The sequence below is a fragment of the Actinomadura spongiicola genome (assembly GCF_003432485.1).
Lineage (GTDB): Bacteria > Actinomycetota > Actinomycetes > Streptosporangiales > Streptosporangiaceae > Spirillospora > Spirillospora spongiicola.
The window spans coordinates 290,166-316,234 of sequence record NZ_QVNQ01000001.1 but is presented as its reverse complement, the minus strand read 5'-3'; the positions used below and the strand labels follow the sequence as shown (position 1 = coordinate 316,234).

Genomic DNA, 26,069 nt, shown 5'->3' with positions numbered 1-26,069 from the left:
TCCGCGGGGCCCTTCGTCGCGGGTTCCCATCGCGGTCCGGTCGTCCGCCGGTGTCCGGGCCGGACGCTTCGCGCTGCCCGACCGGCCTTGACCGTGGGCTGCGGGCGCGTCCGCCGGGGGACTCCGTCTCCGGCGGCCGGGGGCACTGGCTCGGGACGCCTGGCCGCTAAGGGGCGGGTCATCGGGAGCTTGGCCGTCCGGCCGCTGGGAGCTCGGCGTGGGCCGTCCTCAGATGTCAAGGAAGCGCACGTCCTTGGCGTTGCGCTGGATGAATTCCCGGCGGGGCTCGACCTCCTCGCCCATGAGCACGCTGAACAGTTCGTCCGCCTGGGCGGCGTCGTCGAGCTGGACCTGGAGCAGGACCCGGTTGTCGGGGTCCATCGTGGTGTCCCACAGCTCGTTGGCGTTCATCTCGCCGAGGCCCTTGAAGCGCTGGACGAGGTCGCGGGGACGGGGGTCGCGCTTACCGGCGGCGACACCGGCCTCGATGATCGCGTCCCGTTCGGCGTCGGAGTAGGCGTAGTCGGCCTCCGTGCCCCGCGCATCCCACTTGATCTTGTAGAGCGGGGGCTGGGACAGGTACACATGCCCGGCCTCGATCAGCGGCTTCATGAACCGGAACAGCAGCGTCAGCAGCAGCGTGTTGATGTGGTGGCCGTCGACGTCCGCGTCCGACATCAGGATGATCTTGTGATAGCGGAGCTTGGCGATGTCGAACTCGTCGTGCACGCCGGTGCCCAGCGCCGTGATGATCGCCTGCACCTCGTTGTTCTTCAGGATCTTGTCGATCCTGGCCTTCTCCACGTTGAGGATCTTGCCGCGGATCGGCAGGATCGCCTGGAAGTGCGGGTCGCGGCCACCCTTGGCGGAACCGCCCGCCGAGTCGCCCTCGACGATGTACAGCTCCGACTTACCGGGGTCGGTGGACTGGCAGTCCGACAGCTTGCCGGGCAGCGACGTCGACTCCAGCAGGCTCTTGCGGCGGGTCAGGTCACGGGCCTGCCGCGCCGCCACCCGCGCCCGCGCCGCCTGCGACGCCTTGTTGATGATCTCCTTGGCCTCGCCGGGGTTCTCCTCGAACCAGTCGCGCAGGTGCTCGTTGCAGGCCTTCTGGACGAACGACTTGGCCTCGGTGTTGCCGAGCTTGGTCTTCGTCTGCCCCTCGAACTGCGGGTCGGCGAGCTTGATGGAGATGATCGCGGTGAGGCCCTCGCGGACGTCCTCACCGGTGAGGTTGTCGTCCTTGTCGCGCAGCAGGCCCTTGTCGCGGGCGTACCGGTTGACGATCGTGGTCAGCGCCGCGCGGAACCCCTCCTCGTGGGTGCCGCCCTCCGCCGTGTTGATCGTGTTCGCGAACGTGTGGACGGACTCGGCGTAGGACGAGTTCCACTGCATGGCGATCTCGATCGACATGCCCGTGGTGTCGTCGCCGAAGTACACCACCGACTCGTGGACGGCGTCCTTGCGCGCGTTGATATAGCGGACGAAGTCTTCGATACCGCCGTCATAGTGGTAGCGGATGACGTTCGGCTCGCCGTTCACATGGTCGGGACGTTCGTCGCGCAGGGTGATGGCGAGGCCGCGGTTCAGGAACGCCATCTCCTGCATGCGCCGCGACAGCGTCTCGAAGTTCCACTCGGTGGTCTCGAAGATCTCCGGGTCCGGCCAGAACCTGATGAGGGTGCCGGTCTCGTCGGTCTCCTCCCCCTTGCGAAGTTCGGTCTCGGGCCCCTGCCACGTGTACGACTGCCGCCATATGTGGCCGTCACAGCGGACCTCGGCCTCCATCCGGGTGGACAGCGCGTTCACCACCGCGGAGCCCACCCCGTGCAGACCGCCCGAAACGGCATAGGACTTGCCGTCGAACTTGCCGCCCGCGTGCAACGTGGTCAGCACCAACTCGATCGCCGGTCGCTTCTCCACGGGATGCTCGCCCACGGGGATGCCGCGCCCGTTGTCGAGCACGCTCACCCCGCCGTCGGCCAGCAAGGTCACCACGATGTCGTCGGCATATCCCGCCAAGGCCTCGTCGACCGCGTTGTCCACGATCTCGTAGACCAGATGGTGCAGGCCGCGCTCACCGGTCGAGCCGATGTACATGCCAGGGCGCTTGCGAACCGCCTCAAGCCCTTCAAGCACAGTGATCGAACTAGCGTCGTACGCCAAAGGAGATCCTCCTGCCGGGGATGTCTGCCGCTCCGCGCCCGAGGGAGGCACGGTGTGCCCCGAACACACATGAGAGGGCGCCCGCGTGCTCTGCGTCGTGCTCGGTCAGAGCCCTGGGCACCCGTTGGCGGCGCAGCATCCTGAACCGATTCCATTCTACCGGGTGACACGACGAAAAGTGGCACTGTCGAGCGCTGTGTGCGCGTGTGGCGGCCCAGCGTCCCTGGAGACACATCCCCCTACAGGGTTGGGGGTGTTCATTGGCCTACGCGCCGCTCGCCGTTGAATCACCGTCTGGCACCCCGAACAGATGTTCTCATCCGCCACCGACGTTCATCCCCGCTGTGGACGCGCCGATCCCGGGCACGTCGAGCCGCGCGTCGCCCCTTGGCCACAAGGGATTTCGGGGCTCGGCTCGACATGGACGCGGTCCACCGATCTATCGGGCGCGCCAGGCTCCGGTGCGGCGCGGCCCGGACGGGCCCACCACCTTGACCCGGCGGACGGTGCCGTGGCCGAGTTCCTCGTTCAGGCGACGGACGAGCGTGGACGACAGCAGTCGAAGCTGTGTCGCCCACGTGGCCGAATCGGCGACGACGGTGAGTTCGCCGTCCTCGAAGTGGTCCGGGCGGGTGTGCTCGGCCAGTTCCGCGCCGACGATGCCGGGCCAGTTCCCGAACACCCCGCCGACCGCGGCCCGCTGTTCCCACCCGCGGGAGGCCAGCAGGTCACGGATCGCCGCGCCGAACAGTTTAGGGTCACCGCCGCGTCCCGGTTCCCTCACCCGGACGACGCGTCCCCCGCTTCTGCGCCTGCCTTTCTGTCCGGGGACGGAGCCGCGTTTCACCGCGTCCGCCTTCGCCTGGGCGAGGGCCTCGCGGGCCAGCTCGATCCCGGACTTTCCCGACACCCCGCTTTCCGGCTTCGTCGAAGGGGTGTCCGTGTCCGCGTTCGTGTCCGGGGACGGCTCGGGGGAGTTGTGCACATCCTGTGGGTCGTCGTTCACGCGCTCGCCCTCCCGGTCAATCGCGCACGATCTGGCCGTCGGAGACGGTATACGAGCACCCCGTCAGTTCGGCGGGGACGTCGGCGGGGACGGCCGCCGTGATGAGCACCTGCTCGGCCGGGGCGACCATCTCCGCCAGCCTGCTGCGGCGCCCGGTGTCCAACTCGGCGAACACGTCGTCCAGGATCAGCACCGGGTCGTCGCCGTCGGCCCTGAGCAGGTCGAACGCGGCGAGACGCAGCCCCAGCGCGAACGACCACGACTCGCCGTGGCTGGCGTAGCCCCGCGCGGGCAGCTCCCCCAGCCGCAGGACGAGCTCGTCCCGATGCGGGCCGACGAGACTCACTCCCCGTTCCAGTTCCTGTTTGCGCGACTCGCCTACCGCCGTCAGCAACTGTTCGGCCAGTTTTCCACGGTCTGTGGACAACTCCACGTCCCCCAACGAGCTCTTGTAGAGCAGGTCGGCCTCGTCACCGCCTGGGGCGAGTGCCGCATAGGCGCGGACGACGAGCGGACGGATCGCCTCGACGAGACTCAAACGCGCCGCCAGCAACTCCGAACCGGTTCGCGCGAGATGCGAGTCCCACACGTCCAGCGTCGCGAGCACCTCAGGGCCGGGCGAGCGCCTGTGCGCGGCCGCCGATTTCAACAGGGCGTTGCGCTGTTTGAGGACGCGGTCGAAGTCGGAACGTACGCCCGCGAACCGGGGAGCCCGCGCGGTCAGCAGTTCGTCCATGAAACGCCGCCGCTCCCCTGGGTCGCCTTTGACGAGCGCCAGGTCTTCAGGGGCGAACAGGACCGTCCGGAGCATCCCCAAGATGTCGCGCGGCCGGGGGACCGGGGACCGGTTGAGCCGCGCCCGGTTCGCCTTCCCCGGGTTGATCTCAAGCTCGATCAGTGCCCTGCGGTCGTCCTTCACCACCCCGGCCCGCACGATCGCGCGTGGCGTGCCGTGCCGGACGAGCGGCGCGTCCGTCGAGGCCCGGTGACTGCCGTGCGAGGCGACATATCCGATGGCCTCGACCAGGTTCGTCTTTCCCTGCCCGTTCGGCCCCACGAACGCCGTGACTCCCGACTCCAGCGCGACCTCGGCGGTCGGGTAGGAGCGGAAGTCCTGCAGGGAGAGGTGGGCGACGTGCACGAGACACGAGCGTAGAGCCTCCGCCGCCCCTACAGCCTCGTGGGGCACGGACGTGAGCCTGTGGACAAGCCTTGTCGACAAGCCCTGTCGACGAGCCTGGGGACGCGGCCTGTGGACGGAGTCTCCGGTCAGACGGACGGGGGAGTCACGTCGGCGCCGGGGGAGTCGCCATCGTCACCGACGCCCTGGACGGCGTGGCCGCCGAACTGGTTGCGGAGGGCGGCGACGACGCGCATGGCGGGGGAGTCGTCCTGGCGGGACGCGAACCGGGCGAACAACGACGCGCTGATCGCGGGCAGCGGAACGGCGTGCTCGACCGCGGCCTGGACCGTCCAGCGGCCCTCTCCGGAGTCGGCGGCGTAGCCGCGCAGATCGTCCAGCTCGGGGTCGGCGGCGAGGGCGCGGTTCAGCAGGTCCAGCAGCCAGGAGCGGATGACCGTGCCCTCCTGCCAGCTCAGGAACGTCTCCGGCACCCTGGTCACGAGGTCGCTGGCCTCGATGAGCTCGTAGCCCTCGCCGAACGCCTGCATCATCGCGTACTCGATGCCGTTGTGGACCATCTTCACGAAGTGCCCGGCGCCGATCTTGCCGGAGTGGACGAAGCCGTACTCCCCCTCGGGCTTCAGCGTCTCGAAGATCGGCATCAGCCGTTTCACGTTGTCGTCGTCGCCGCCGACCATCAGCGCGTAGCCGTTCTCCAAACCCCAGACGCCGCCGCTCACACCGCAGTCGACGAACCCGATGCCCTTCGCGGCGAGCTGCTCACCGTGCTTCTGGTCGTCCACATAGTGTGAATTGCCGCCGTCCACGACGAGGTCACCAGGCTGGAGGACTTCCCCCAGGCTGTGGATGGTGTCCTCGGTGGGCTTGCCCGCGGGCACCATCACCCACACGGCGCGCGGCGGGGACAGCCGTTCGACCAGTTCCTCCACCGAACCGACGTCACTGACGTCCGGATCACGGTCGTAGCCGATGATCGTGTGGCCGCCGCGGCGCAGCCGCTCGGCCATGTTGCCGCCCATCTTGCCCAGACCGATGATCCCAAGCTCCATGACACTCTCCCTCTGCGTAACTGCACGTCGCCAGGTATCCGCGCGTGCGCGGCCGTGCGGGCGGCTCCCCCGCGGTACGTCGTCCGAGGGGCGGCCCCGGGTGCGCTCGCGGATGCGGGCTCCAGGGCGCGGTCGCCGGTGGGGCCGCGCGAGCCCGGGGCCCCGCGCGGGTCGCCGTCCTGTGGGGGTGCATGCCCTGGAGTGAGCCTTTCATCCGGCGTGTCCCACCGCGTCACCGAGACGAAAGGCTCACCGCACTACCCGGAAAGCCGGACCGGCATGATCAGGTAACGGTAGTTCGGGTTCTCGCCGTCCTGCGGGGGTTTGCCGGTGAGGACGGCCGGCTTCGTCGGCGTGGTGAACGACAGCCGGGCGACGTCCGAGCCGATCGCGGAGAGCCCGTCGAGGAGGAACGCGGGGTTGAAGGCGATGTCGATGTCCTCGCCCTCCAGCGTCGCCTCCAGCGCCTCCACGGCCTGGGCCTCGTCCCCGGTGCCGGCCTCCAGGACGACCTCGCCCTGGCTGAACGACAGCCGTACGGGGGTGTTGCGCTCGGCGACGAGGGAGACGCGTTTCACGGCCTCGATGAACGGCGCCGTCTGGATGTCGGCGAGGCCCGCGTACTCGCTCGGCAGCAGCGACCTGTACTTGACGAAGTCGCCGTCCAGGAGGCGGGACGTGGTCCGGCGGCCGCCGCCCTCGAAACCGATCATGCCTTCGCCGGTGCCGCCCGTCCCGCCGAGCGCGATCGACACCTCGGCGCCCGCCGTCAGCGACTTGGCGGTGTCGGCGAGCGTCTTGGCCGGGACGAGCGCGACGGCGGAGAAGTCGGGGCGCTCCGGCTTCCAGTGCAGCTCACGGACGGCGAGACGGTAGCGGTCCGTGGACGCCAGCGTGACGGTCTCGCCCTCGATCTCCACCCGGACGCCGGTGAGCATCGGGATCGTGTCGTCCTTGCCCGCGGCGATCGCGACCTGCCCGACGGCCGCGGCGAACTCGTCGCTGCCCACGGACCCGGCGGCCGGGGGCATCTCCGGCAGGGTCGGGTAGTCCTCCACAGGCATGGTGAGGAGTGTGAACTTCGCGCTGCCGCAGCGGAGCATCACCTTCGCGCCGTCCGTCGTCACCTCCACAGGGTGTGGAGGAAGGCTGCGCGAGATCTCGGCGAGGAGGCGGCCGGAGACCAGGGCCGTGCCCGCCTCCTCCACGTCGATGTCCGTGGACACCTGCGCGGAGACCTCGTAGTCGAACGCGGACAGCTTCAGCCGGTCGCTGTTCTCCTCCCCTCCGGCGACGATGTGCATGCCCGCGAGGACCGGCACCGGGGGACGTACGGGGAGCGTGCGCGCGGTCCAGGCCACGGCGTCGGCGAGGGCGTCTCTGTCGATGCGGAACTTCAAGGGGACCCGCCTCCTGCAGGTGTCGAACAAGGCTGAGGTGATCCTGGCATGGCCGGGGCACTCGGGTCGGGTTGTCCCCAGGCCCTGACTTGAGATGGATCTTTTCTTGGGTAGAGAAGTAGTGCAGTACTAGTAATAGGGGCTGTGCATACTGTGGACAGACCGCGTCTGCCCAGGTGAGACCCCGTTTCTCTGTCCACCGGGGCTGTGCATGGACGGTGGACGGCGCAGCGGCGCCTGGGGACGACGAAATCGTCCCCACACGTCATCCTCAAGCTATCCCCCGGTTATCCACGAGTTCTCCACGGGTATGCCGTCTGTTTCGGCGGCTTGTGGACACTGGGCGGATGACCACGTGGTCGGCCCACCGGGCCGTCCCCAGGCCTTCCCCAGGTTGTCCACCGGTCATCCACGGGTTTTCCCCAGGGCGCCGGGTGTCCGTGCACGGTAATCCACATCCGTCCACTGTTCATCCTCAGGTTCTCCAGGGGTTGCCCACCGGGTTATCCACGAAAATCCCCAGAGTTTTCCACAACTTGTGAGTAGCGACTCGGCTTCTTGGGCGAAGCACGTCTTTTGTCGGATCCGTCCGGCGGACGGGGTGTGGACAAGGCGATCGGCGGCCGTCCACAGGGGTGTCGCCGGTCTGTCCACACTGTGCACAACGGCGACGATCAGCGTTTGCGGGCCTGGTGCTTGATGCGTCCGGTCAGCTCCGTGACCTGGTTGTAGATGGCGCGACGCTCGGCCATCAGCGACCGGATCTTGCGTTCGGCGTGCATGACCGTGGTGTGGTCACGGCCGCCGAACTGCTGCCCGATCTTGGGAAGCGACAGGTCCGTCAGCTCGCGGCACAGGTACATCGCGATCTGCCGCGCGGTGACCAGCATCCGGGAGCGGGACGGCCCGCACAGGTCGTCGATCGTCGTGCCGAAGTACTCCACGGTCTGCGCCATGATCATCGCGGCGGTGATCTCGGGCCCGGAGTCGTTCGGGATGAGGTCCTTCAAGACGATCTCGGCGAGCTTCATGTCGACCGACTGCCGGTTCAGGCTCGCGAACGCCGTAACCCGGATCAGCGCGCCCTCCAGCTCGCGGATGTTCGTCGCGATCTGCGAGGCGATGAACTCCAGCACGTCCGGCGGCGCGGCGAGGCCCTCCTGCCGCGCCTTCTTCTGCAGGATCGCGATGCGCGTCTCCAGCTCGGGCGGCTGGACGTCGGTCGTCAGCCCCCACTCGAACCGGTTGCGCAGCCGGTCCTCCAGCGTCACCAGCTCCTTGGGCGGACGGTCGCTGGAGATCACGATCTGCTTGCTGGCGTTGTGGAGGGTGTTGAAGGTGTGGAAGAACTCCTCCTGCGTCTGTTCCTTGCCCTCAAGGAACTGGATGTCGTCGACGAGGAGGATGTCGACGTCCCGGTAGCGGCGGCGGAACCCGTCGGCCTTTCCGTCGCGGATCGAGTTGATGAAGTCGTTCGTGAACTCTTCGGAACTCACATAACGGACACGCGCGCCATTAAAGAGGCTTTGCGCGTAATGCCCGATCGCGTGGAGAAGGTGTGTCTTGCCGAGACCCGAGTCGCCGTAGACGAACAGCGGGTTGTACGCCTTGGCCGGTTGCTCGGCGACCGCGACGGCGGCCGCGTGCGCGAACCTGTTCGACGAGCCGATGACGAACGTCTCGAACGTGTACTTCGGATTGAGACGGGCGTGCTCGGACGCCACGGCGCCCGCGTTCCCTCCGGACCCGGGCGCCGGAACGCCCGGGCCACCTGCGGGGGCGCCGCCCGGGGCGCGGGCGTCGGAGGCCTCCTCGTCCCGAAACCCGCCCTCGCCGCGGTACGGCTCCTCACCGCGAAACGGATCGCCGCCAGCGCCGTACTGCTCGGAGCCGCTGCCGTACTGGTCGGACCCCAGGAAGGGCTGCTCTCCTCCAGGGAACGACGGGTGCTCACCCTGGAGGGTGTCCTCCGCGTGGCCGAGCGACGGATCAGAGCCGCCGTGCTGGGGTTCGCGGCCTGGTTGCTCCACGCGCCCGCCCGGACGCATCGGGCCGAGTGTGCGGTCGTTCAGATGCGAGTGCGGGGGACGCCCCGGGGGCTCCCCACCGAAGCCTTCCTGCGCGCCGTAGCCCGGATAACCCTGCGGACCCCGACCTTCGTACGACGGGCCCGGGCCCCGTCCACCCGGACCGGGTCCGTAAGGGGACGGATACGACTCGCGCTCGTCATCCTGAGCCTGTGGATAACCTCCGGGGCCGCCACCGGGGCTGTGGGTAACTCCCGACTGCGGTCGATACCCAGGGTCGCCGTACGGCTGCTCCATGTACGGACGGTCCGACCGTTCGCCGTAGGGCTGCTCGGTGTAAGGACGCTCGCGGTCACGTTCCCGGTCGCGGTCGTCGCGCGACGGGTCCGGGTAGGGATCGCCATAAGAAGAAGGTGCGGGCTCGTGCATTCCGAGCCCGCCTCCAGGACCTGGACCGGGAAGCGGCGCCGTCAGCGGCTCGCCCGCCCCCGCCCGCGACGCCCCACCGGGCGGCTCCGGCTGGACGGTCACCGCGACGCGGATCTCCCTGCCAAGCTCGCGGGAAAGGGCCTGCGTGATGAGGTTGCGCAGGCGTGTTTCCAGCGCGTCCTTGGCGAAGTCGTTCGGCGCCGCGAGGAGGGCCGTCCCCTCAACCAGTGCCAGCGGTCGGACCATCGGCAGCCATGCGCGGTAACTCGGAGACAGGTCGCTCTCGGCCAGGGCGGTGAGGGTGCGGGCCCAGACTGATCCGAGATCCTGACCGTCCATGCGCAAGCTCCCCTCCCCCTCCGTCCGACGGAGTACCTCACTGCCTGGTTCTCCCACAGGACACGTCCGGCCTCACAGAGCACGGCCGCGACGCGGAAGACTTACTCTCTCACGAGTTGTCCACAGAGTTGTCCACATGCTGTGCATAAGCATGAGGCGCCCTGTGTAAAACCCGGCACGCGGGTTCCTGTGAACAGGGTCGGGAGTCTCCGGCCTTCACGTGGCCGATACGGGGTGTGGTTCTGAACGGGGGCTTGAGTGGGCAGAGTGCCCGAGGGGGGTTCGACGGACGTCGGTTCGCCCGGACGACCCTAACCGCTGCCGCCCCCGCCCGCAACACGGCCACGACCCCTCCGACCTTACCGATCATGGTCCGTCCGGGGGTCGGCGGCGGTCGCCTCGTTTGACCGTCTGCGCCGGAGCCCGTAACGTTCTGAGGTCGAGTCGCATCGACGGGGATGACGCGTGCCCGCCGACAGCCCCTCCAGACAGGCTCGGGTGGGCCCCCGCTGCGGGGGACCGGACGCGGCCCTCGATGCGAACTATCGAGCTTTTTTCGCCGACCAACCGACCGCAGCACTGGAGCCTCAAGTGAGCAAGCGTACTTTCCAGCCGAACAACCGTCGTCGCCACAAGAAGCACGGCTTCCGGCTGCGCATGCGCACACGCGCCGGACGCGCGATCCTGTCCAACCGGCGCGGCAAGGGCCGTGCTCGCATCGCGGTCTGATCCACCGCTCAGCGTGCTGCCGTCCGGAAACCGGATGCGGCGGCGGGACGACTTCACGTTGGCCGTCCGGCGCGGTCGCCGCGCCGGACGGCCGAACGTCGTGGTTCACCTGCTTCACCCGGACCAGGCTCCCGACGCGGCCCCCGCGCCGCTGGTCGGGTTCATCGTGGCGCGCACCGTGGGAAACGCGGTCGTCCGCAACACCACGCGGCGGCGGCTGCGCCATCTGATGCGCCCGCACCTGGACCGGCTCCCAGCGGGTAGCCTGCTCGTAGTACGCGCCACCCCCACCGCGGGGACGGCGCGTCCTGACGAACTGGCCGCGGATCTGGAGTCGGCGCTCGACCGGCTGCTGCGGCCCACGTCCAAGGGGCGGAGATGAGGAGTCAGGGGATGACGTTCCCCTCGGATCACCCGGCGGGTCCCCCGGGCCCCGTCGCGGGCCTGCTGATCCTTCTCGTCCGCGCCTACCGCCGCTTCTTGAGTCCCCTGCTCGGGCAGCAGTGCCGATTCCAGCCCAGTTGCAGCGCCTACGGCCTGGAGGCCCTCCAGGTGCACGGCGCGTTGCACGGCACATGGCTGACGGCCCGCCGAATCGCGCGGTGCCACCCCTTCCACCCCGGGGGTCACGACCCGGTGCCGCCGAAGAAGTCGTCCAGGACGCGCTTCTCCGAGGGGCCTGAGGGGACGACCCCCCAGGCGCGATCCGCGGCGGCTTCCTCGAACTCCGGCCGCCAAGAGAGCGGCCCCGCCCTAGCAGAGCCCAAGGAGCTGCCCGGTGCTTGACTGGTTGTACGAGATCGTCGCTCAGCTCATCGCGTGGATCCACACGGGGCTGAGCACCGTTCTCCCCGAGGACAGTGGATGGGCCTGGGGCGGCACGATCATTCTGCTCACCGTCCTGCTGCGGCTCGTCATGGTTCCGCTGTTCGTGAAGCAGATTCACGCTTCGCGGAAGATGCAGGAGCTGAACCCCAAGGTCCAGGCGCTGCGTAAGAAGTACAAGAACGACAAGCAGCGCCTCAACCAGGAGGTCATGAAGCTCTACCAGGAGAACGGCGCCAACCCGCTCTCGGGCTGCCTGCCGCTCTTGGTGCAGATGCCCGTCTTCATCGGCCTCTTCCAGACGCTGCAGAAGATCTCGGACGCCAAGGAGGGCGAGTCCGTCTTCGCCCTCTCCGCCGAGGTGGTGTCGAGTGCCCAGAAGGCCAGCATCTTCGGCGCCCACATCCCCGACACCTTCCTGAACGCCTGGGGCGACGACCCCAAGAGCTGGACGGCCATCGTCGTCACCGGCCTCGCCGTGATCATCAGCTCCTGCACCACGTTCTTCACCGTCCGGGCGAGCATCAAGCGGCAGCCCGTCACCGACGACGCCAACCCGATGATGCAGGCGCAGAAGATGATGGTCTTCCTCGCGCCGCTGTTCGGCCTCTTCGGGCTCGGCTTCCCGCTGGGCGTCCTGATGTACTGGGTCACGTCCAACACCTGGACGCTGGCGCAGCAGCACTACATCTACAAGAAGTACCCGCCGCTCGGTAAGGACGGCGAACCCGCGCCCACCGCCAAGACGGGTCCGAAGAGCGCCGGGTCCAAGAACGGGCAGCCTCCGTCCGGCACCAAGACCAAGCTGAAGAAGGCGGCCGAGCCCGCTCCCGAGCCGGACGACAAGCCGAAGGTCGTCCGCAACCAGCCGACCCGCAAGCCGCGCAGCAAGCGCAGCGGCACCCAGAAGCGCTAGTTTGAACCCCGAGTACGTGCCGGAGAAGGAGAACCCCGTTGAGTCAGACCGACACCACCGAGGTCGACGTCCAGGCGCTTGAGCAGGAAGGCGAGATCGCCGCCGACTACATCGAGGGCCTCCTGGACATCGGTGACTACGACGGCGACATCGACATGGACGTCGAGGGCGAACGCGCGATCGTCGCCGTCGTCGGCGGTTCCCTGGACGAACTGGTCGGCAAGCGCGGCGAGGTCCTGGAGGCGCTGCAGGAACTGACCCGCCTGGCCGTCCACCGCCAGACGGGCAACCGCACCCGGCTCATGCTCGACATCGGCGGCTACCGCGAGCGCCGCCGCGCCGAACTCACCAAACTCGGGACGGACGTCGCCGACGAGGTCAAGCAGGCGGGCGAGCCGAAGCCGCTCGCGCCGATGACCCCCTTCGAGCGCAAGATCGTCCACGACGCGGTGGCCGCCGCGGGCCTGCGCAGCGAGTCCGAAGGCGAAGAACCCGACCGCTACGTCATCGTCTACCCCGCCTAAGCCTCACCCGACACGACTCACTGCTCCACCGGCCCCGGCGCCCACCAAGCCCGGGGCCGTCCCGTATCTCCACCCCGCCAACCAAGAACCCGCCCCCCCACCACCCCACGCCGTGCACCTGCTGCACGTCAGGCAGGCCGCACCCGGCCCGTGCCCGATCGTGTGCGACAAGGGATGCGCCGGCGCCGGGGTGGAAAAGGCCGCCGCCGACCTGGGCCATGTCCTGATCTGCCCCCGTCCGCCACGACGAGCCTCAGCCCGCGGTGAAGGTGTTCCCGGGCTGGTTACGCCAGCGCATCGAGCTGTTGGGCAGGGTGCGGTTGAGGAGTTTGAGCAGCTCTTCCCAGTGGCGCCGAAGTCCGGAGGGGTCGAAGGCGTCGGTGTCGGACATGGTGAACCCATGGCGGGTGCCGGGGTAGACCTCGATGGTGTAGTCGACGCCTGCGGCGTCCAATGATCGGTTGAGTTCGCTGATGGCATCGGACGACAGGTCCCCTTCGGCGAGGCCGAGATGAACCTGGGCGGTGAGCGTGGCGGCGTGGCGGTGCGGGCTGTCGGGCGCGTCGGTGACCAGGGCGCCGGGGTGGAAACCGGCGACGGCGGCCACCTGTTCGGGGTGGGCCGCCGCGGTGCGCATCGCCAGGACCGCGCCGAAGCAGTAGCCGACCACGGCGACCGGTCCGGCCCCGACCTCGGGTCGGGTGGTGAGAAAGCTGAGGTAGGCGTCAGCGTCGCGCAGGATCCGTTCGGGGGTGTGCTCCTTGATCCAGGACAACGCCCGGGCGATGAGCACGGGCCGGGTCTCCTCGCCGATGTGCTCGGGAAGCTCGAACACCGGTGCCGGGCCGTGCCGATAGTAGAAATTGGGGACGAGTACGTAGTACCCGTGCTCGGCCAGTTCGCGAGCTTTGCCCTCCAGTTCGGGCCGGACACCGAAGGCGTCGGTGTACAGCAGCACTCCCGGGTGCGGCCTGCCATCGTCGGGGAAGGCGACGAAAGCGTCGGCTCGGCCGTCCGCGGTGAGGATCTGCAACGTCTCGCTGGGCATGAACTCTCCTGTCGTGGGCGAGCCTCTGATCAACACGACAGGTGGGGAGCCCGCGCCGCAACGCAAGGTCCTCTGTCGTCTGGAACCACACCCCGCCCGCAGGGCGGTCGACAGAGCACCGGGCCACCAAGCCGTGCGTGGCGCAACGCCCCTTCCGGTAGTTATCGCCTTACCACCTAACCATCCAGCAGATGACCACATGCCCGGACGACGCCTCTTGACCTCTCAGTCCTCTCACCGACGAGCGTCCATCTCGCCACCGAGTTGGCGTGCTACGCCGCGCAAGACCGCTGACCAGATGCCCGCCACGACACTCGAGTTCCGGGAACGCTACGCCGATCCGCTCCGCCGCATCACCGGCACCTCTCCGGACGCCCCGGTCAGCCGAACTACAAGGGCGGTGGCGCACAGGCTCGCCGAACGGGCCGTGCAGCGGGACGACGTCGGTTCGTGGACGCAGGCGGCGGCCTGGGAACGTGAAAGCAGGGGAGGGCCCCGCGCCGCGGGAGCGCGGGGCCCGGGTGCTCGGTGTGACCGCCGCCCAAGACACACCGAGCGGGATCGGACGGTCTGTTCCGTGTCAGCGGGTCGTTCGGCGCCACCTGCGTCGCTGGGTGACGGGTCGCGCCGGTGAGTCGACGATGGACGTGGTGTTCTCCGTGGCAGGGTCCTGGGCGTGCGCCGGGTCCTGGGCGTAGGCCGGGTCCTGCGCGAGATGGCCGGTCGGCTGTCCCGCGTCCGCCGGGTGCTCGATCACACGTTCGACTCGCTCGGCGGGACGGCCGACCGGCGCCGGGTCCTCGATGATGTGCTCCTCGCGGACTATCGTTCCGGGCTCGTCCCCGTAGGCGGGGTCCGCGCCGACGACACGACCGACGCGGCGCCGGGGCCGCGTGTACTTCAGGGTGAAGCCCATGCTGATCAGCCCAACCAGGATGAGGATCCAGCCGACCAGGTGAATGTCAATGCCGCTGAGATCGACGCGAAGGGCGAACGCGAGGATCGCACCAAGGGCGATGAATGCGAGACTGACTCCGATTCCCATCTGTCGGAGCTCCTTCCGGGGGCTAGGGGGGCGACACAGCGGGCCCTATACCCGACCGGTGCGGGATATGCCACAGGGTGATGTGGTTCTTGCCATGGCGTGAGGGTCCCGGCGCGTGGGCTCCGCTTTCACCGGCACGTTTCGCGTGCACGCTCCCCGGTGCTTTTGTGGAACGATTCGTCGGGTGGGGATTGGACGTGAGGTGGTCTTCGGTGATGCGCTCCCGGTCGCGGAACGCTACGCGGCGTTCCTTGAGACGGCCGGGGTCGAGCGCGGGCTCATCGGGCCGCGGGAGACCGATCGCCTCTGGGAACGTCACCTGATCAACTGTGCGGTGGTGGCGGACGTGATCCCACCGGACGCGCGGGTCGTGGACGTCGGGTCCGGGGCGGGCCTTCCGGGTATCGTCCTCGCGATCGTCCGGCCCGATCTGCGGATCACCCTGCTGGAGCCGCTGCTGAGGCGCACCACCTTTCTGACCGAATGCATAGAAATGCTCGATCTGCGCAATGTCGACGTGCGGCGGGGACGGGCCGAGGACATGGTCGGGGAGATCACGGTGGACGTCGCCACGGCACGCGCCGTCGCACCCCTCAAACGCTTGGTGACATGGGCGCTTCCGTTGCTGCGTCCGGGCGGAGAACTGCTCGCGCTCAAGGGAGAACGGGCCGCGGTCGAACTGGACGAGGCGGAGACCGTCCTGAAACGGTTCGGTGTGCAGAGCACGGAACTGCTGCAAGTCGGGCGCGGTATGGTCGATTCGCCGACAACGCTCGTCCGTGTCGTCGCCGGCCGGGGCGAGGTCGTCGGGCGACGACAGCGCGCGCCCCGGCGTGCTAAAGGGTCGAGGAAGAGGTCTTCATGAGCACGGGACCAGGACTTGGTAGGCCTGACCGCGCCGACGAATCCCCCGACGAACAGCCGTCCGGCCCGGCCGGGCCGGATGAGGACGCCGCTCGGACGGCCGTGCCCGCCGGGACGCGGGGGGAGGCGGCTCCGGGCACTTCACCGGGGCCCGCGCCCTCCGGACACGCGATGTGGAGCACCACGACGTCCGGAACCGCGGAGAACGTCGGCCTTGTGCCGACGAACGCCGGTGGCGCACGGCCGCCGGCTCCGCGCAAGGGACCAAATCAGGGGGAGTCAGAACTCGTGCGCGAGGCGCTCAAGGACGCCAAGGTTTCACGTGAAACAACGGCCACGGCGGTGAAAACGGCATCGAGCCGCAGGGACAGGGAATGGCCGCGGCCCGACCACTGCCGTGTGGTCACCATCGCCAACCAGAAAGGCGGCGTGGGGAAGACCACCAGTTCGGTGAACCTGGCCGCATCACTCGCCATGCACGGCGCCCAGGTCCTCGTGGTCGACCTCGACCCCCAGGGCAACGCGTCCACCGCGCTCGGTGTCGAGCACCACGCTGAGGTCCCGTCGATCTACGAGGTGCTGATCGAGGACATGCCCCTGGACGACATCGTCGTCCCGGCCCCGGAGATCCCCAACCTGTACTGCGCGCCCGCGACGCTCAACCTCGCCGGAGCCGAGATCGAACTCGTCTCCAAGGTGGCGCGCGAGTCGCGGCTCCGGCGGGCGCTGGACGCCTACGACACCAACAAGTTCGACTACGTCCTGATCGACTGCCCGCCGTCCCTCGGGCTGCTCACCGTGAACGCTCTCGTCGGCGGGGACGAACTACTCATCCCCATCCAATGCGAGTACTACGCGTTGGAGGGCCTCGGGCAGCTGATCCGAACCGTCGACCTCGTCAAGGCGCACCTCAACCAGAAACTGAGGGTGTCCACGATCCTGCTCACGATGTACGACGCCCGGACGCGCCTCGCCGCGCAGGTGGCCGAGGACGTCCGGAGCCATTTCGGTGACGTCGTCCTCAACACGGTCATTCCCCGCAGCGTCCGGGTGTCCGAGGCTCCGAGCTACGGGCAGTCCGTGATGACGTACGATCCCGGTTCGAGCGGCGCGCTCGCCTACAGCGAAGCCGCCTACGAAATGGCCCATGGAGGAGCCGTCCAGTGAGCCAGCAGCGACGCGGTCTCGGCAGGGGACTCGGCGCCCTCATTCCCACCGCCCCGGTCCCACCACCGTCCGGCGACCCGGACGGCGCACGCGAGCCGGGCCTGCCGGGCGGGACGAACGGCATCGGCGTGTCCGCCCCGGCTCTGGAGCCGGTCGCGGGCGCCCATTTCGCGGAGCTTCCCGTCCGGTCCATCACCCCCAACCCGCGTCAGCCCCGCAGCCACTTCGACGACGCGGCCCTGGAGGAACTCGCCGAGTCCATCCGCATCGTCGGACTCCTCCAGCCGGTCGTGGTCCGCAGGGTCACCTCGGGTGAGAGCGACTACGAGCTGATCATGGGTGAGCGCCGCCTGCGGGCGGCCACCCAGGCCGGACTGGCCGTCATCCCGGCCATCGTCCGCGACACCAACGACGATGATCTGCTCCGTGACGCCCTCATGGAGAACCTCCACCGGCAGCAGCTCAACCCGCTGGAGGAGGCGGCGGCCTACCAGCAACTGCTGCAGGACTTCGGCGCCACCCACGAGCAACTCGCCGGACGCATCGGTCGGTCGCGCCCGCACATCACCAACACGCTCCGGCTTCTGAACCTGCCGCCGACCGTGCAACGCCGTGTCGCCGCCGGTGTGCTGTCCGCTGGACACGCCCGCGCCCTCCTGTCGCTCGACAGCTTCGAGGCACAGGAGCACCTGGCGCTGCGGATCGTCCAGGAGGGCCTCTCCGTCCGCGCGGTCGAGGAGATCATCGCCCTCCGCGAAGTCGACGACGAGCCGAAGGCCCCCCGCGCGGGCCGCCGCAAGAAGCCCGTCGCCCCCGGGCTCCAGGAACTCGCCGACCGTCTCTCCGACCGCTACGAGACCAAGGTCCGCGTCGACATGGGCCGCAACAAGGGCAAGATCGTGGTCGAGTTCGCCACGCTGGAGGACCTGGACCGCATCATCAAGTCCATGGCCCCCGACGACGGCATCGAAACCTGACCTTCCTCCAACGCCCCGGCAGCCCAAACGAGCCGCCGGGGCACGTCACCACGCCCCACCCGAAACGCACCGACCACACCATCCCCGCCGCGCCACCAGCACGACGCCGCCCGGCGCGCGCTCGCACCTTCCAGCTGCCCTTCCGGTCCCGCACCTTGCCCACCCCTTCGGCCCATGAGCCAAACAAGGTGCAGCCGTGACGCGTCCTTGATGCACGAACCGCATCATGTCCCCCGATACACCGCTGACCGAGCGGCGAACGATGGCCCACTCGTTCGACTGCCGGAGCACGCGGCACCGTAGCGGTCCTCCCAGCGAAAATCCCGGTCGGACGCGGCCCGGCGGCGGGAAAGCGAGTAGGACCGGGCCCCTCGCTGACGTCCGTAGCGAGGTGCTGGAGGCGACGGTGATCGGCCGCTCGACCCGAGAGAGGCCGTCGGACAACCAGCGAATCGACAACGAGGGTCACGCACGGGTTAGCCAGATCCTCCTGGAGCGGCCCACCGCCGGGGGCGTTCGACAAGTGGCTCGTAAGGGCATGCACACGCCCCAGCGCCGGACGATGCCACACCCGGAAACGCGCTACGAACGACAGAGCTGTTTGCTTCGAGAGGTCTTCGTTCAACGTGGAACCCGCCCCGCAGGCAACCAGCCCCGCTAGCACCGCGATGTTTCCCGTGAAACATCGCGGATTGATCGAGCGTTCGTTCGCTTGTTTGCGGTGGGTTCGTCGGGCTTCGGCTGGAGTGGCGTGGTGAGGCGTCCGATGGCCTCCGGGTGGCGGTCCGATGTTTCATGGGAAACATGGGGACGGATGGCGATCGTCGGGGGCGTGTGCGGTGTGTTCAGGAGTGGTCGGAAGGGGGTCCACCTACGGCGTGTGCCTCATGGGTGTGAGAAGTGAGGGTCAGGTATCGATATGTCGACCCTTGGAGATCTCGTCCCTGCGCAGGTGCGCCGTGGTCGACAACTTGCCGGGCGGGACCAGCGCGTGATCGGCTGGCTCGGCGACCGTCCCGCCGGGTGGCTCGCGCTTCAGGTCGCCGCGTCGTCGCGCACCGGCGGCGTGCTGGTTGGGCCCGCATGGTCGTGGAGCCGACGTTCACATCCCGGCCGATCAGGATTGCCGCGTCGGCGCGGGTCTGCAGGGCGGCCAGGGGGCTGCGCCCAGGCGCCGCTGTGCTGCCAGTGGCGAAGTAGTCCGTAGGCGTTAGGTGAGGCGGGTTAGGAGGAGGTCGCGGCAGACCTCGCCCAGGTCGAGGCCGGCGACGCTGATGGCGCGGGGGAAGAGGCTTGTTTCCGTCATGCCGGGGGCGACGTTGACTTCCAGGAAGTGGACTTCGCCGTCGGGGGAGATGATGAGGTCGGTCCGGGACAGGTCGCGGAGGCCCAGGGCGCGGTGGGCGGTGACGGCCGCGGCGGTGGCGCGGGCGGTGGCGTCGGGGGTTAGGCGGGCGGGGGTGATGAACTCGGTGTCGCCGGCGTCGTAGCGGGCGGTGTAGTCGTAGAGGCCGCCGGGGGCGACGATCTCGACGGCGGGTAGGGCGGTGGGGTCGCCCTGGCGGTCGATGACGCTTACGGAGACTTCGGTGCCGGAGACGTACTGCTCCACGAGGGCGGCGTCGCCGTAGGCGAAGCAGCCGACCATGGCGGCGGACAGGTCCGCGGCCTCGTGGACGACGGACGCGCCCAGCGCGGAGCCGCCACGGGTGGGTTTGACGAACAGCGGAAGGCCGAGGCTGCGGATGATCTGGTCGAGCACGGACGAGGCGCCAAGGTCGTGGAAGACCTCTTTCGGCAGCGCGACCGAGTCTGGGGTTCGCAGGCCCGCCCGTCGGACGACGGACTTGGCGGTCGGCTTGTCCCAGGCGACACGACACGCGTCCGGTTGGGCGCCGACATAGCGGACATCGAGGAGTTCGAGGACGTCGCGAATCGAGCCGTCCTCTCCGGCGGCGCCGTGCAGGACGGGGAACACGACGTCCGGCGGGTCGTCGGACAGCGAGTCCAGGAGTGTCGCGTCCGCGTCGCGTAGTTCGACGGGAATGTCGAGGGCGCGGAGCGCGTCGGTGATCCGGCGGCCGGAGCGGAGCGAGACCTCTCGCTCATAGGAGAGTCCTCCGGCCAGGACGACGACATGACCGAGTTCCACTGAGGCTGCCCCTTAGCTGGTGCGGTGATCAGAGACGGCGACGCGATCGCGCCGAGGCGACGCGTTTCACGTGAAACATTCAGATGATGTCCGGTCCGGGAGCCTGGAAGCCGGTGGAGGCGTCCGCGGCGGTTCCACCGAACATGTCCCGGAGGCGGATCTCCTGTTCCACCACCGCGGCGAGGCGGCGGACGCCCTCCCGGATCCGGTGGGGTTCCGGGAAGCAGTAGGACAGGCGCATATGCCGATGGCCGGACCCGTCGGCGTAGAAACCGGTGCCCGGGACGTACGCCACGCGCTCGGCGATGGCGCGTGGGGCCATCGCCTTGGCGTCGAGGCCCTCGGGGAGGGTCAGCCAGACGAAGAACCCGCCCGCGGGACGTGTCCAGGTGCAGCCGTCCGGCATGAGCTGCTCCAGGGATTCGAGCATCGCGTCGCGGCGGGTCCGGTAGAGCTCCCGGAAATCCTTGATCTGCTCGCGCCATGGCTGGGTGGCGAGATACTCGCGGACGGCCAGCTGAGAGAAGTTCGACGGGCAGAGGATCGCGGACTCGGCGGCCAGGACGAGCTTCGCCCGGACCGCGTGCGGGGCGAGCACCCATCCCACCCGGAGCCCGGACGCGATCGTCTTGGAGAAGGAACCGAGGTAGATGACGCGTTCGGAGTCGTCGGCGCGGAGGGCGCGGATGGGATCGTCCTCGAAGCCGAGGAGCCCGTAGGGGTTGTCCTCGACGACGAGCACGTCGTATTCGGCGCAGATCTCCAGAATCTGGGCGCGGCGGGCGGTGGTGAGGGTGACGCCCGCGGGGTTCTGGAACGTCGGGACGGTGTAGAGGAACTTCACCCGGCGGCCGGCCGCCCGGAGCCGAGCCAGGGTTTCGCGGAGGGCGGTGGGAATGAGGCCCGCCTCGTCGAGCGGGACATGGACGACATCGGCCTGATACGCGGCGAACGTCCCCAGCGCGCCGACGTAGGAGGGGGCCTCGGCGAGGACGACATCGCCCGGATCCACGAAGATCTTGGTGATGAGGTCGAGCGCCTGCTGGGCGCCGACCGTGACGACGATGTCGTCCGCGGACGCCTGGACGCCTTCGAGCGCCATCACGTCGCAGATGTGCTCGCGGAGTCGTTCGTCGCCCTGCGCGGAGCCGTACTGCAGCACCTCGGCGCCCTTGCCCGCGACGAGGTCGCCGATCATCTGACCGACGGCGTCGAGGGGCAGCGCGGAGACGTACGGCGCGCCGCCCGCGAGGGAGACGATCTCGGGACGGGCCACCATCGCGAACAGAGCCCGGATCTCCGAAGGCACCATGCCGGCGGCACGGGCGGCATAGCGATCGGTGTAGGCATCCGTACGCGAGTGCTGTTCCACGAGGCACCTCCGAAATGAACTGGCCTTCCTGCAAACTACGGCATCGAACGTCCTGCACCTCGGTGACCCCCCGGACGGCCGGCGGCAGAAGTGTCTTCCGGACGAGCTCGCATGCGGGCACTTCACCCATTTCCGGCCAGTACCGGCTGACTTCGCGCCCATCATGGGGCGTCCATCTCGTTGGGAAACGCGTTCTTTGCGGGGAGGTGGTGCCGCTGGTGACGGGGGTGTGGGGCGCCGTCCGATACGATGCCCGAGGATCCCGGAAAAGTCCGGGAGCTTCAGCGAAGAGGCGTTCCGTCAGGCCGGCGGACGAGGATCGCAACAGGGGGTGCCGTCCCGGTGTCGCGTCGTCTCGTCAACATCACGCTGGACAATCTGAGTGATCTGCCGCATCGCTGCCGCGGTTGCGTGTTCTGGGAACTGGATCCGGTGAGCCGGGACCGCGCGCTGGACAGCGGTGACTCGGGCCTGGAGAAGGAGGCGTGGATCTCCTCGACCCTGCTGGAGTGGGGCAGCTGCGGCAAGATCGTCTACGTTGACAACGTTCCGGCGGGTTTCGTGATGTACGCGCCGCCCCTGTACGTGCCGCGGTCGGTGGCGTTTCCGACGAGTCCGGTGAGCGCGGACGCGGTGCTGCTGATGACCGCGCACATCCTGCCGGAGTTCGCGGGCGGCGGGCTCGGGCGCATGCTCGTCCAGGGCGTCGCGAAGGACCTGACCCGGCGCGCGGTGAAGGCGATCGAGGCGTTCGGTGATCTGAAGGGCGAGGAGGGCGGGTGCATGGTGCCCGCCGACTATCTGCTGTCGGTCGGGTTCAAGACCGTCCGCCCGCATCACCGGTATCCGCGGCTGCGGCTGGAGCTGAAGTCGGCGCTGTCGTGGCGTGAGGATGTCGAGGTGGCCCTGGAACGACTTCTGGGGTCCATGACTCCGGAAGGGGCGCTACGGCCCGTCTGAGATGTTCTGAGGCGCTTTGCACGTGTGGCCCGCACTCTCGAACGGAGTGCGGGCCACACGGCTGTGGACGGTCAGATGAACTCGGCCAGTTCGCGGAGCAGGGCCGCCTTCGGCTTCGCGCCCATGATCTGCTTGACGACCTCACCGTTCCGGTAGATGTTCATCGTCGGGATCTGGATGACGCCGTACTCCTGCGGCACCTTCGGGTTGTGATCGATGTCGAGCTTGACGATCTCGATCTTGTCGCCGTGCTCCTTGGAGATCTCCTCCAGGATCGGCGCCACCATCCGGCACGGGGGGCACCACTCGGCCCAGAAGTCGACCAGGACGGGCTTGTCGCTGGCCAACACCTTGGACGCGAAGTCCGCGTCGGTCACCGCTTTCATCGTTCTCCTTATGCCTGGGGCACGGTCTCCGCGGCGTCCCGGTCCTGCAGCCACCGTTCGGCGTCGATGGCGGCCGCGCAGCCGGTGCCGGCGGCGGTGATGGCCTGACGGTAGATGTGGTCCACCACGTCCCCGCAGGCGAACACGCCGGGCAGCTTCGTCCTCGTCGACGGCGCGTCCACGAGCAGGTAACCGTCGGTGTCGGTCTCCAACTGGCCCGCGAACAGCTCGCTGCGCGGATCGTGGCCGATCGCGATGAACAGTCCGGTGATCTCCAGCGCGGACTGCTCGCCGCTCTTGGTGTTGCGGACGGTGACACCGGTGACGCGGTCCTCGCCGTGGATGGCGGTGACCTCGCTGTCCCACAGGAACTTGATCTTCTCGTTGGCGAACGCCCGGTCCTGCATGATCTTCGAGGCGCGGAGCTGGTCGCGGCGGTGGATCACGGTGACGGAGCGGGCGAACTTGGTGAGGAAGATCGCCTCCTCCATCGCGGTGTCGCCGCCGCCGACGACCGCGATGTCCTGCTCGCGGAAGAAGAAGCCGTCGCAGGTCGCGCACCACGACACGCCACGTCCCGAGAGGCGCTTCTCGTCCGGCAGGCCCAGCTCGCGGTACCCGGACCCGGTCGCGACGATCACGGTCTTGGCGAGGTGGGTCTCGTCGCCGACCTTGACGACCTTCGGGTCGACGGTGAGGTCCACCTCGGTGACGTCGTCGGTGACGAGCTCGGCGCCGAACCGTTCGGCCTGCTTGCGCAGGTTGTCCATCAGATCGGGGCCCATGATCCCGTCCGGGAAGCCGGGAAAGTTCTCCACGTCGGTGGTGTTCATCAGCGCACCGCCGGCCGTGACCGAGCCTTCGAACACCAGCGGTTTCAGGTCGCCGCGGGCCGCGTAGACGGCGGCCGTGTAGCCGGCGGGGCCCGAGCCGATGATGATGACGTTGCGGACGTCGCTCACAGTTCTGCCTCTCCTCCATGGCCGCCGGTGCCGCGCGACCCGGCCTGCCAGTCGCGTCAACAGATCCTAGGCTGTATTTATTCGCTCCCGCTCAGGCACGCCCGCCCGGCGACCGTGTTCACTGAAACCTGTACAAGGCCGCTCGCAGCCCTGCGCGTAATGTGCGAGCGCTGCGCCGCTTCGCGACCTGTTCGAGAGGCTGCCTACGGCGTCGCCGGCTCGATCAGCCCGGTGATGTCGACGACCTCGAACACTGCAAGTGGCGGACCGGGAACGCGGACATCCAAAGCTCACCGTGTGGTGGACGGGACGCCCGCGCTGCACGCCGCACGTTTCTCGGGGGCGCACCGGTCCGGTGGGTCGCTGCGACCGTTCCCCGGTCGGTTGGAGGCGGGGCGTCTTGGGGCGCGTTCGTGGGGGGCTTCTAGGGTGGGGGTATGGCACGGGTTCTGCTTCTTCACTCGATGTACGGGCTGCGTCCCGCGGTGCGGCAGGCGGCGGACAGGCTGCGCGCGGCGGGGCATGAGGTGCACGTCCCCGACCTGTACGACGGTCGGGTCGTCGACACGGCCGAGGAGGGCATCGAGATCAAGGAGGAGATCGGACGGGACGAGCTGCTGCGCCGCGCGATCGCCGCGGCCGCGCCGCTGGTGGACGACGGCGGCCTCGTCTACGCGGGGTTCTCCCTCGGTGGCGCGCTCGCCCAGAACCTCGCGTTCGCCGATGCGAAGGCGGGCGGGCTGCTGCTGATGCACGGGACGTCCGACATGGCGGACGACGCGTCCACCGACATACCGGTGCAACTGCACGTCGCCGACCCGGACACGTGGGAGCCCGTCGACTGGCTGAACGCCTGGTATCTGCGGATGCGGAAGGCGGGCGCGGACGTGGAGGTCTTCCAGTACCGGGGCGCCGGGCACCTGTTCACCGACCCGGACCTGCCCGACTACGACGCCGAGTCCGCCGAACGGGCCTGGGCGATCGCGCAGGACTTCCTGGCGTCTCTGTAACGCAAAACCCCTGGACGGTGGTGGGCATGTCGCTCGCCGCCGTCCAGGGGCCTTCGAGGCGGGTGGTCAGCCGTTCTTCACCGTGTGGAGAACGTGCTGGTTCTGGGCCGAGCAGTCGGGGCCGACGACCCACAGGTGCAGTTTTCCGGGCCGGTCACCGGGCACGGCGATCACGGTCGCCGGGTTGCCCTCGTACTCGGCCCGGTCGACGAGAACGGGCTTCTGGTCCCGGACGATGCCGAGGACGCAGCCGCGGAGACGGGTGTCCGGCGCGTCGGCGGCGCGCAGTTCCCGGTTGCCGGACATGACCTGGGCGGCCTGCTCGGCGAGCGTCCCGGCCCGGTAGTGGGTGCGGCTGTGGGTGACCGCGAACGCGGTCGCCGGCTCCGCCTTCGGGGCCGTGCCGCGCTCCCCGGCGATGCTGGGGTGCGCCTTGTCCTGCGGCGGGGTCGCCGCCCGGGTGCTGTCGCCGCCGGTGTCGTCCATGGCGATCTTTCCGACCGCCGCTCCGCCGCCTAGCACGACCACGGCCGCGGCGGCGGCCGACAGTATCCGCCAATGCCGCCTTCCGCGCCGCTGCTCCAGGCTCACCACGGTGGCAGAGTTCAGCGACTCCGCCGCGATGGCGGTGTCGATGCGTTCGGCCAGTTCGGCGGGCATGGACGGCGCGGGTGCCTCCGCCAGGAGCCGGGACACGTCCGCAAGGTCGGCGGACAGGTCACGGCATTCGGCGCAGGTGTCGAGGTGCGCGTTGACGGAGGCGGCTTCGTCGTCTTCGAGTAGTCCCTCGGCCAGGTCGGCCAAGACGTCGTAGTCGAGATGTGCGGGGTTCACTTGGGCATGCCACCTCCTTCCACACCTCCGACGTTTTTGCGTTCCCGTCGGTTCCGGTGGTGGTGGAGAAGGGGGGCCAGCCTGGCGCGTCCCCGCGCGCAACGGCTCTTGATCGTTCCGGGTGGGACTTCCATGACCTGCGCGGCGTCGTCGACGGAATAGCCCATCATGTCGACGAGGACGAGGGCGGCGCGCTGCTCGAAGGGGAGCTGCCCGAGCGCGGTGTGGACGTCGAGGGAGACGCCGTGCGCGTCGGTCGGGTCGGGCATCTTCGGCGCGACGGAGTCGAAGGCGGCGTCGTCGCCCATCGGTGTCGCCGGGCGGACGGACTTGCGCCTGATGCGGTCCAGACAGGCGTTCACCACGATGCGGTGCAACCATGTGGTGACGGCGGCGTCGCCACGGAACCGGCCGGCGGCGCGGAACGCGGAAAGGCAGGCGTCCTGGAGCGCGTCCGCGGCCTCCTCGGGGTCGCCCAGGGTGCGCAGCGCGACGGCCCACATGCGGTCGCGGTGCCGGTGGACGAGTTCGGCGAAGGCGTGCGGGTCCCCCTGGGCGTGACGGGCGAGGAGCTCCTTGTCGGGCACCTCGTCGACGCGACGCATGCTCACCGACGTCATGAGCGACCGCTTTCTCGTTCGGGACGCCCGGAAGGCGCCGGACGTCCACGACCGGCTGCTGGGGTTGGCACCACAGGTTCCTGGGGGGGCGAAGGGACAATCTGCTCACAGGCACGAT

General features: G+C 69.0%; 24 protein-coding genes. 10 read left to right on the top strand and 14 right to left on the bottom strand.

What is annotated here, in order from left to right:
- Positions 1-228: 228 nt before the first annotated feature.
- The 6 genes from gyrB to dnaA all read right to left on the bottom strand — a co-directional run bounded on the left by gyrB (position 229) and on the right by dnaA (position 9,560).
- Positions 229-2,166 carry a DNA topoisomerase (ATP-hydrolyzing) subunit B gene (gyrB, locus tag D0T12_RS01520; RefSeq protein WP_117397420.1) on the bottom strand — a complete coding sequence of 646 codons (1,938 nt, stop codon included), beginning with the start codon at positions 2,164-2,166 and terminating at the stop codon, positions 229-231.
- 439 nt (positions 2,167-2,605) lie between these two features.
- Complete coding sequence (locus tag D0T12_RS01515; RefSeq protein WP_407642028.1) at positions 2,606-3,172, bottom strand: DUF721 domain-containing protein; 567 nt, start codon at positions 3,170-3,172, stop codon at positions 2,606-2,608.
- Between the two features lie 16 nt (positions 3,173-3,188).
- Positions 3,189-4,313: a DNA replication/repair protein RecF gene (recF, locus tag D0T12_RS01510; RefSeq protein WP_117397419.1), complete on the bottom strand. Its 1,125-nt coding sequence runs from the start codon at positions 4,311-4,313 to the stop codon at positions 3,189-3,191.
- A gap of 128 nt (positions 4,314-4,441) precedes the next feature.
- Complete coding sequence (gene gnd, locus D0T12_RS01505) at positions 4,442-5,479, bottom strand: phosphogluconate dehydrogenase (NAD(+)-dependent, decarboxylating) (protein ID WP_117397418.1); 1,038 nt, start codon at positions 5,477-5,479, stop codon at positions 4,442-4,444.
- Positions 5,480-5,622: 143 nt separating this feature from the next.
- Positions 5,623-6,765, bottom strand: a complete 1,143-nt coding sequence (dnaN, locus tag D0T12_RS01500; RefSeq protein ID WP_117397417.1) for a DNA polymerase III subunit beta — start codon at positions 6,763-6,765, stop codon at positions 5,623-5,625.
- A 674-nt stretch (positions 6,766-7,439) separates the two neighbouring features.
- On the bottom strand, positions 7,440-9,560 hold the full coding sequence (gene dnaA, locus D0T12_RS01495; protein ID WP_117397416.1) for a chromosomal replication initiator protein DnaA: 2,121 nt from the start codon (positions 9,558-9,560) through the stop codon (positions 7,440-7,442).
- A gap of 591 nt (positions 9,561-10,151) precedes the next feature.
- On the opposite strand from dnaA, the gene rpmH reads away from it, so the two are divergent.
- The 5 genes from rpmH to D0T12_RS01470 are packed head-to-tail and all read left to right on the top strand — an operon-like array spanning position 10,152 to position 12,554.
- Positions 10,152-10,289, top strand: a complete 138-nt coding sequence (gene rpmH, locus D0T12_RS01490) for a 50S ribosomal protein L34 (protein WP_117397415.1) — start codon at positions 10,152-10,154, stop codon at positions 10,287-10,289.
- A 13-nt stretch (positions 10,290-10,302) separates the two neighbouring features.
- The gene (rnpA, locus tag D0T12_RS01485; protein WP_117397414.1) at positions 10,303-10,671 is read left to right on the top strand and encodes a ribonuclease P protein component; all 369 of its coding nucleotides are present in this window, start codon (positions 10,303-10,305) and stop codon (positions 10,669-10,671) included.
- Positions 10,672-10,682: 11 nt separating this feature from the next.
- Complete coding sequence (gene yidD, locus D0T12_RS01480; RefSeq protein ID WP_117397413.1) at positions 10,683-11,075, top strand: membrane protein insertion efficiency factor YidD; 393 nt, start codon at positions 10,683-10,685, stop codon at positions 11,073-11,075.
- The gene (gene yidC / locus D0T12_RS01475) at positions 11,068-12,030 is read left to right on the top strand and encodes a membrane protein insertase YidC (RefSeq protein WP_117397412.1); all 963 of its coding nucleotides are present in this window, start codon (positions 11,068-11,070) and stop codon (positions 12,028-12,030) included. Before yidD ends, yidC begins: the two co-directional genes overlap by 8 nt.
- A 38-nt stretch (positions 12,031-12,068) precedes the next feature.
- On the top strand, positions 12,069-12,554 hold the full coding sequence (locus D0T12_RS01470) for a Jag family protein (protein ID WP_117397411.1): 486 nt from the start codon (positions 12,069-12,071) through the stop codon (positions 12,552-12,554).
- 253 nt (positions 12,555-12,807) lie between these two features.
- Here the strand turns inward: D0T12_RS01470 and D0T12_RS01465 are convergent, their stop codons facing one another.
- Positions 12,808-13,602: a dienelactone hydrolase family protein gene (locus D0T12_RS01465; RefSeq protein ID WP_117397410.1), complete on the bottom strand. Its 795-nt coding sequence runs from the start codon at positions 13,600-13,602 to the stop codon at positions 12,808-12,810.
- A gap of 580 nt (positions 13,603-14,182) precedes the next feature.
- Positions 14,183-14,647, bottom strand: a complete 465-nt coding sequence (locus D0T12_RS01460) for a DUF6458 family protein (RefSeq protein WP_117397409.1) — start codon at positions 14,645-14,647, stop codon at positions 14,183-14,185.
- Positions 14,648-14,822: 175 nt separating this feature from the next.
- On the opposite strand from D0T12_RS01460, the gene rsmG reads away from it, so the two are divergent.
- The 3 genes from rsmG to D0T12_RS01445 all read left to right on the top strand — a co-directional run bounded on the left by rsmG (position 14,823) and on the right by D0T12_RS01445 (position 17,655).
- A complete protein-coding gene (gene rsmG, locus D0T12_RS01455; RefSeq protein WP_407642036.1) occupies positions 14,823-15,512 on the top strand; it encodes a 16S rRNA (guanine(527)-N(7))-methyltransferase RsmG in 690 nt (229 codons plus the stop codon).
- 287 nt (positions 15,513-15,799) lie between these two features.
- On the top strand, positions 15,800-16,678 hold the full coding sequence (locus tag D0T12_RS01450) for a ParA family protein (RefSeq protein ID WP_117397407.1): 879 nt from the start codon (positions 15,800-15,802) through the stop codon (positions 16,676-16,678).
- A complete protein-coding gene (locus D0T12_RS01445; RefSeq protein WP_117397406.1) occupies positions 16,675-17,655 on the top strand; it encodes a ParB/RepB/Spo0J family partition protein in 981 nt (326 codons plus the stop codon). Before D0T12_RS01450 ends, D0T12_RS01445 begins: the two co-directional genes overlap by 4 nt.
- A 1,210-nt stretch (positions 17,656-18,865) precedes the next feature.
- Here D0T12_RS01445 and D0T12_RS01435 read toward each other — a convergent pair.
- Positions 18,866-19,807 carry a D-alanine--D-alanine ligase family protein gene (locus D0T12_RS01435; protein ID WP_117397405.1) on the bottom strand — a complete coding sequence of 314 codons (942 nt, stop codon included), beginning with the start codon at positions 19,805-19,807 and terminating at the stop codon, positions 18,866-18,868.
- A gap of 79 nt (positions 19,808-19,886) precedes the next feature.
- Entirely contained in the window at positions 19,887-21,119 is a 1,233-nt protein-coding gene (locus D0T12_RS01430; RefSeq protein WP_117397404.1) for an aminotransferase-like domain-containing protein, read from the bottom strand.
- Positions 21,120-21,521: 402 nt separating this feature from the next.
- Between D0T12_RS01430 and D0T12_RS01425 the strand changes: the two genes are divergently transcribed.
- Positions 21,522-22,139 (top strand): GNAT family N-acetyltransferase, encoded by a 618-nt coding sequence (locus tag D0T12_RS01425; protein WP_117397403.1) that lies wholly within the window; start codon positions 21,522-21,524, stop codon positions 22,137-22,139.
- Between the two features lie 71 nt (positions 22,140-22,210).
- Here the strand turns inward: D0T12_RS01425 and trxA are convergent, their stop codons facing one another.
- Positions 22,211-22,525, bottom strand: coding sequence for a thioredoxin (trxA, locus tag D0T12_RS01420; protein WP_117397402.1), 315 nt, complete (start codon positions 22,523-22,525; stop codon positions 22,211-22,213).
- A gap of 8 nt (positions 22,526-22,533) precedes the next feature.
- Positions 22,534-23,487 carry a thioredoxin-disulfide reductase gene (trxB, locus tag D0T12_RS01415; RefSeq protein ID WP_117397401.1) on the bottom strand — a complete coding sequence of 318 codons (954 nt, stop codon included), beginning with the start codon at positions 23,485-23,487 and terminating at the stop codon, positions 22,534-22,536.
- Between the two features lie 437 nt (positions 23,488-23,924).
- On the opposite strand from trxB, the gene D0T12_RS01410 reads away from it, so the two are divergent.
- Positions 23,925-24,497 (top strand): dienelactone hydrolase family protein, encoded by a 573-nt coding sequence (locus tag D0T12_RS01410; RefSeq protein WP_117397400.1) that lies wholly within the window; start codon positions 23,925-23,927, stop codon positions 24,495-24,497.
- A gap of 66 nt (positions 24,498-24,563) precedes the next feature.
- Here the strand turns inward: D0T12_RS01410 and D0T12_RS01405 are convergent, their stop codons facing one another.
- Positions 24,564-25,331 (bottom strand): anti-sigma factor family protein, encoded by a 768-nt coding sequence (locus D0T12_RS01405; protein WP_117397399.1) that lies wholly within the window; start codon positions 25,329-25,331, stop codon positions 24,564-24,566.
- Positions 25,328-25,951 carry an RNA polymerase sigma factor SigM gene (gene sigM, locus D0T12_RS01400; RefSeq protein ID WP_199487230.1) on the bottom strand — a complete coding sequence of 208 codons (624 nt, stop codon included), beginning with the start codon at positions 25,949-25,951 and terminating at the stop codon, positions 25,328-25,330. Before sigM ends, D0T12_RS01405 begins: the two co-directional genes overlap by 4 nt.
- Positions 25,952-26,069: the final 118 nt, after the last annotated feature.